Annotated in this window: 6 protein-coding genes and 1 pseudogene; 5 read left to right on the top strand and 2 right to left on the bottom strand. The window is 58.8% G+C overall.

Going from position 1 to position 4,592, the window contains the following annotated elements:
- A partial coding sequence (locus tag AWB68_RS42850; RefSeq protein ID WP_268810917.1) for an IS4 family transposase occupies nt 1-395 on the top strand: 395 nt, incomplete at its 5' end.
- A gap of 86 nt (nt 396-481) precedes the next feature.
- On the opposite strand, the pseudogene AWB68_RS50390 reads toward AWB68_RS42850, so the two are convergent.
- A pseudogene (locus tag AWB68_RS50390) lies at nt 482-982 on the bottom strand (ISKra4-like element ISBte2 family transposase); the annotation flags it as partial.
- A gap of 189 nt (nt 983-1,171) precedes the next feature.
- Between AWB68_RS50390 and AWB68_RS42845 the strand changes: the two are divergent.
- The 3 genes from AWB68_RS42845 (at nt 1,172) to AWB68_RS42835 (ending at nt 3,513) form a co-directional block, all read left to right on the top strand.
- On the top strand, nt 1,172-1,831 hold the full coding sequence (locus AWB68_RS42845; RefSeq protein ID WP_087650168.1) for a hypothetical protein: 660 nt from the start codon (nt 1,172-1,174) through the stop codon (nt 1,829-1,831).
- A 14-nt stretch (nt 1,832-1,845) separates the two neighbouring features.
- A complete protein-coding gene (locus AWB68_RS42840) occupies nt 1,846-2,604 on the top strand; it encodes a GNAT family N-acetyltransferase (RefSeq protein WP_087650167.1) in 759 nt (252 codons plus the stop codon).
- Nucleotides 2,605-3,240: 636 nt separating this feature from the next.
- Nucleotides 3,241-3,513, top strand: a complete 273-nt coding sequence (locus AWB68_RS42835; RefSeq protein WP_087650166.1) for a phage tail protein — start codon at nt 3,241-3,243, stop codon at nt 3,511-3,513.
- A 457-nt stretch (nt 3,514-3,970) separates the two neighbouring features.
- Here AWB68_RS42835 and AWB68_RS48640 read toward each other — a convergent pair whose 3' ends face one another.
- Nucleotides 3,971-4,126, bottom strand: coding sequence for a hypothetical protein (locus AWB68_RS48640; protein ID WP_160110182.1), 156 nt, complete (start codon nt 4,124-4,126; stop codon nt 3,971-3,973).
- Nucleotides 4,127-4,326: 200 nt separating this feature from the next.
- On the opposite strand from AWB68_RS48640, the gene AWB68_RS48635 reads away from it, so the two are divergent.
- A complete protein-coding gene (locus AWB68_RS48635) occupies nt 4,327-4,467 on the top strand; it encodes a hypothetical protein (protein ID WP_160110181.1) in 141 nt (46 codons plus the stop codon).
- Nucleotides 4,468-4,592 lie beyond the last annotated feature (125 nt).

Below are 4,592 nucleotides of genomic sequence, written 5' to 3'. Positions count from 1 at the left end.
TGTTCAACGTTCTGAAGAACGGCTGTCAGGTCGAAGAGCTGCAGTTGGGCACGATTGAACGACTCGAGCGTGCGTTGGCGCTGTTTCTTGTGGTGGCTTGGCGTGTGACCTATCTGATGCGGCTGGGCCGGACCTGTCCTGATTTGGACGCGCATCTGTTCTTCGATCCCGATGAAATTCGGGCCGCCCACTTGCTCACGAAAACGCGTATGCCTGTGCAACCCAAGCTCAACGAAGTGTTGCGCTTGGTCGCTCGCCTCGGCGGTTTCCTCGCTCGCAAGGGCGATGGCGAACCCGGCGCGGAGACAATCTGGAAGGGGCTCACAAAAGTTCATATCGCCGCGGAAACCATGCGCTTATTGCGCGATGACGGTGATGCCGACATTTCTGTATAACGACATGCCGTAGTGGGCGTCGGACCTCAACCTAGATGTTGATTTCGAGAATTTCCCGCACGAAATAGCAGATCGAAGATGACTTGGGGAGCGTTAAAAAGCTTGGGGTTGTAACTCCGAGGCAAGCCCGAATTGCTCAATGAGCTATGCAACTTCGCTGGACAATGGTTTCGTCGGCTCCTCGTACCTTGCGAGTCGCTCGACGAGCTCACCGTTGATCGCGGCACATCGGAGCTGGCAACCAGATGGACCCCGTGCCGGCGACCGCATTTGTTGCCGCTTGCACAGCGCTGATTCAGCACCTGATTCACCGCAGACTCGGCTGTTGCGATCGAGATAGGTTTACATGAAACATGCGGCGCCCCGTAGTTGATTGTCCACCCGCCATTCGCGTCGACATACGCAACAAGCTCTCGCGCCCTGTAATCAAGCTTTGCGAGACTTTCTGCAACGCCTGGTGTTTCAGACACGATCACCTGACCGATCATCAGGATGTCCTCCATCCGGCTCCTGGCTTTCTCCAGCCCGGCGTGCCGGAAGCACCAGCGGAGTTTGTCGACCGAAACTGACTCCCAGAGGCGTCGGGCCCAGCGCCATATCGTCATACAACTAACACGGCAAATGCGCACTCGCCGCGCAATCTTTTATGGCGACCGGCCTTTTTAAATGGTCGGAAGAGTTGTCGTGAAATTGGTTGACATATCTCTCTGCTTTGGTCATTTGCTGCCGACTCGTACTATCTCGTTCGAGGTTGAGCCAATTTTCGAGGCACTCTTATGAACGTGAAATTCCCGTCTGTCGTCGTCTCCTACGTGCGCCAACTGCGCATCTCACTTTGCATCGGTGCTCTGGTTTACTTCGCCTACGGAACAGGTACGTCCATGTGGGCAAGCCCCTGGTTGGCCGGAGCAGCCATGTTCATGGCGCTTTCCGCACCGCTCTTCTCGTTTCTCTGCAATTTCGCCGACGCTGCGATGGTCCGTATAACGGGCCTCGTCACGATGGGCAAACTCGGCCGGTTTCTCGCACAGCTCACATTCAACCTGATTTTCATGGCAGCGGTTGTACATGGCGGCCTGGTCAGCCCAGTCGACATCGCCCACATTGGCGGGGTACCCGGTGCTGCACTGCTTGCCACACTCGTCTCGCAGGGTACGCAGTATGTGGCTGTTCTGGTCGCCGGCTGCGGCGTCGGAACCCGCGACGGCAACGTAACTCTCGGTTATCTCGTGAGTGTCTCGGTCATCGCGTTGTCCATGCTTGGACATCCCCATCTTCAGCAGGGGTTTGAAGTATCGAGCATGGCATTCGGCGGCGTCATTCTTGCGCTTGGCCTGATCAAAGACGCGCGATGGCTGGCAGGACTGGCAATGAGGCGATCGCAATCCGGTCATGCGCAAGTTTCTTCAAGGATCAAGATACGTGCCCGGCATTGATGAGAGTGACCTAAATGAGCAGCGAGATTCAAATGATCAATAGTATTGCTTCGAAAGGCCTGCGCGATATCATTGGCCAAAGTGTCGACGCCGCTGTCACCGGGCCGGTATTGGTTAGAAGCGACATCCCCGAGGGACCCGTAGTACTCACGCCGACGCGTCACTACTATTGCGACGGGCGTCTTTTGGCTTACGAGATCACCGACGCCCAAGCTTTCTGGGCGTTGCTTCGGCAAGCAAAGGCCGAACATGGTGATCGCGGCGCCACTGTGCTGCTTCCGGCCGCTGAACATTTCCGGAACAGGCGGCTATTCGTGTCACACGATGGCATGGCGGTACTCGCCCTCGGCAACACGGAAGACACGCGCGGGTATCTCTCCAGTGTGTGTAAATCGCCGAAGTACCCAGGATCCATGACACAACTGCTTCAGCTGGCGATCCAGGAGGGTGCTAACCACCTGTTCTGCTTCGATACATGCCTGACGGCTTACTATCGCAGGCTGGGTTTCAGGCCAGTATGTCGCGTTTCGTTCGAGGTGTTTGGCGAACCATGTGACTGGGATCGCGAAGCGTACCGCGAATACGGACCTGCCGGGAAAGCGGGTTGCCCGGACGTGAACTACTTCTGCTATGACCCCTGCCAGCCGCTGTCATGCGCGGCCGATCCAGTCGACGTCGCTCTCGCCAGCACCGACATCCCGTACGCTTCATCGCTGCAGCAGGCCAACGACATCCTAAAACGAGAAGTGGACAGAGTATTGGCATTGCAGTAACACAGCGGGATCGCGCACGGTGGAACCGCGGCGGCCGTTGCTACGGATCGGGCCCTGCCGTGCGGCCTCACGGAAACCCACACTTACGGTGTTCACGTGAAAACCAAGCTCGTCAAAGAGCGTACGCTGCGATGGCAACCTATCCTTACTCACCTCATGTCGGACACTGTATGTAGGGGCTTATAGTTCAACCGCATACCTCAGAAAGCGGTCGATTTGCACATCAGAGCCGCGGCGGACTGGTTGCTACTGGCGTGATCGTCGGGTCGCTTACGGCCGCCACCATATCCAACATATTGGTTCCGCCAGATCGCCGGGGATTGCGGCCTATAATGGTGGCACCGTCGTCAACAACGTCTTCTGGGATATAGAGGTAATGTGCGAAGCGGCAAGCATTCGCTCCGGAACACCGGTCCCGACCGCAAATGGTTTGCCAAAGAGTCAAGAGTCAAATGAGCATTCCGCAAAGCTTTTGGTCGACCAGGAACCTCGTCACCAACGACACATGGGTAATGCCACCGAACGCATCGCAGCCGGTACTTGCGTGGCAAATCGAGCAGTAGTGTTTCGTGTAGGGCCAGAAGCGGTGTGGAGCAGGTGTCGTTCCTTTGATCAATGTCAACCAAGGAGAAGTCAATGGAAGACGCGTATATTGGCGAAATCCGCATGTTCAGCTTTGACTGGGCGCCCAAGGGCTGGTTGCTGTGCCAAGGCCAAACGCTGCAGATTGCGCAATTCCAGCCGCTGTATGCATTGATTGGCAATAACTACGGTGGCGACGGGACCACGACGTTCCAGTTGCCCAATCTAACGCCAATGCCGGTGGCCGGCGGCGGGGCAAACGAAAAGCCCGGCCCGGCGATGAACTTTGCGATCTGCATAAATGGCATGTTCCCAAGCAGGGACTGAGCAATCCCGGCGCGGCGATTCATGTTCCCAGTCGCCGCACCGAGGCTGAGCCCGGCAGTGGTTCCGGTTACCGTGGGTCAAAAGCGCCGCACAAATCATTAAGGATTCCATACGAGGCGGGCCGCGACGTCCATCGCGATCCTCGGGCTATAAGCTCCCGAGTTGAGACCACGGCTGGAACGGAGCCGAAGCTGCGATCTCGAGCTCGAACTGGGGTACGGGCTGGGACAAGGCGCACAACAATGGCGGGCCCAGCGTTCGGCGCGGCCGACGGCTGCCTTTGGGTGCTGGCTTCGCAAAGCCGCCCTTCACCGAGATATGGAGATCATCTTTTGGCTGCTTTCGGCGAACATTGCGAACTGCGGCTCTCGGCCAGAAGCCGTCAGCGCCCATGGGCTGCTCTCGGGCGACGCAATTTTACCGCATCGTCGTCTCCTCGGATTGTCGACCAGTCCGGTCAGCGGTTCGCGCCGGGTTCGGCGGCGACGGTGGTGAAGCTCACCCGATCGGCGCCATCGGCGCCATCGATCGCGAGCTTGATCTCCCACCAGCCGCTCATGCTGAACTTCATGCCTTCGATCAGGTAGCCGCCGTCGGGCAACTCGCGTGTCACCTGTGGTCACGTGGGCAGGCCGTGGCCATGCTGCGGCATGCCGCCGTCGACCTGGATGTGGGCATGCGCCACCGGCGCTCCCGCGGGCGACGTCAGCTTCACCTTCACCTGCCATGCGTGCAACTGATTTTGTCCATTGAGGACATCCCTCCGTGCGAAGGCGTGCAGCGCCCGAGCCCCCACCGTGAAAGGACCAACCCATGAAGAACCTGCTGCAGATGCTCGTGAACCCATTCGCCCGGCAGCGCACCCCCAGCATCGAGGAGCAATGCCTCGCGCAGGCGGTCGACGCCCAGGACTCGCAGGTTCGGCTTCTCGCTCTCGAGCGCGCACGGCCCTGAGGTTCACGACCCCGGCGTCACGCCGGTGGGCGGCCCCAGCTTGCAACCTACATCGGCCGGAAGAGGTGGCCGAACGCGCGGCTGACCTTCAGCGGCCGCTGCAGGCCGCGCACGGCCAGACTGTA

Origin of the sequence: Caballeronia choica (genome assembly GCF_001544535.1) — a bacterium.
Lineage (GTDB): Bacteria > Pseudomonadota > Gammaproteobacteria > Burkholderiales > Burkholderiaceae > Caballeronia > Caballeronia choica.
This window is presented reverse-complemented; position numbering and strand designations above follow the sequence as displayed.

What these genes read in the sequence shown, in the direction of transcription:
- AWB68_RS42845 (WP_087650168.1), top strand. Translation starts at nt 1,172, where the DNA reads ATGAACGTGAAATTCCCGTCTGTCGTCGTCTCCTACGTGCGCCAACTG.
- AWB68_RS42840 (WP_087650167.1), top strand. Translation starts at nt 1,846, where the DNA reads ATGAGCAGCGAGATTCAAATGATCAATAGTATTGCTTCGAAAGGCCTG.
- AWB68_RS42835 (WP_087650166.1), top strand. Translation starts at nt 3,241, where the DNA reads ATGGAAGACGCGTATATTGGCGAAATCCGCATGTTCAGCTTTGACTGG.
- AWB68_RS48635 (WP_160110181.1), top strand. Translation starts at nt 4,327, where the DNA reads ATGAAGAACCTGCTGCAGATGCTCGTGAACCCATTCGCCCGGCAGCGC.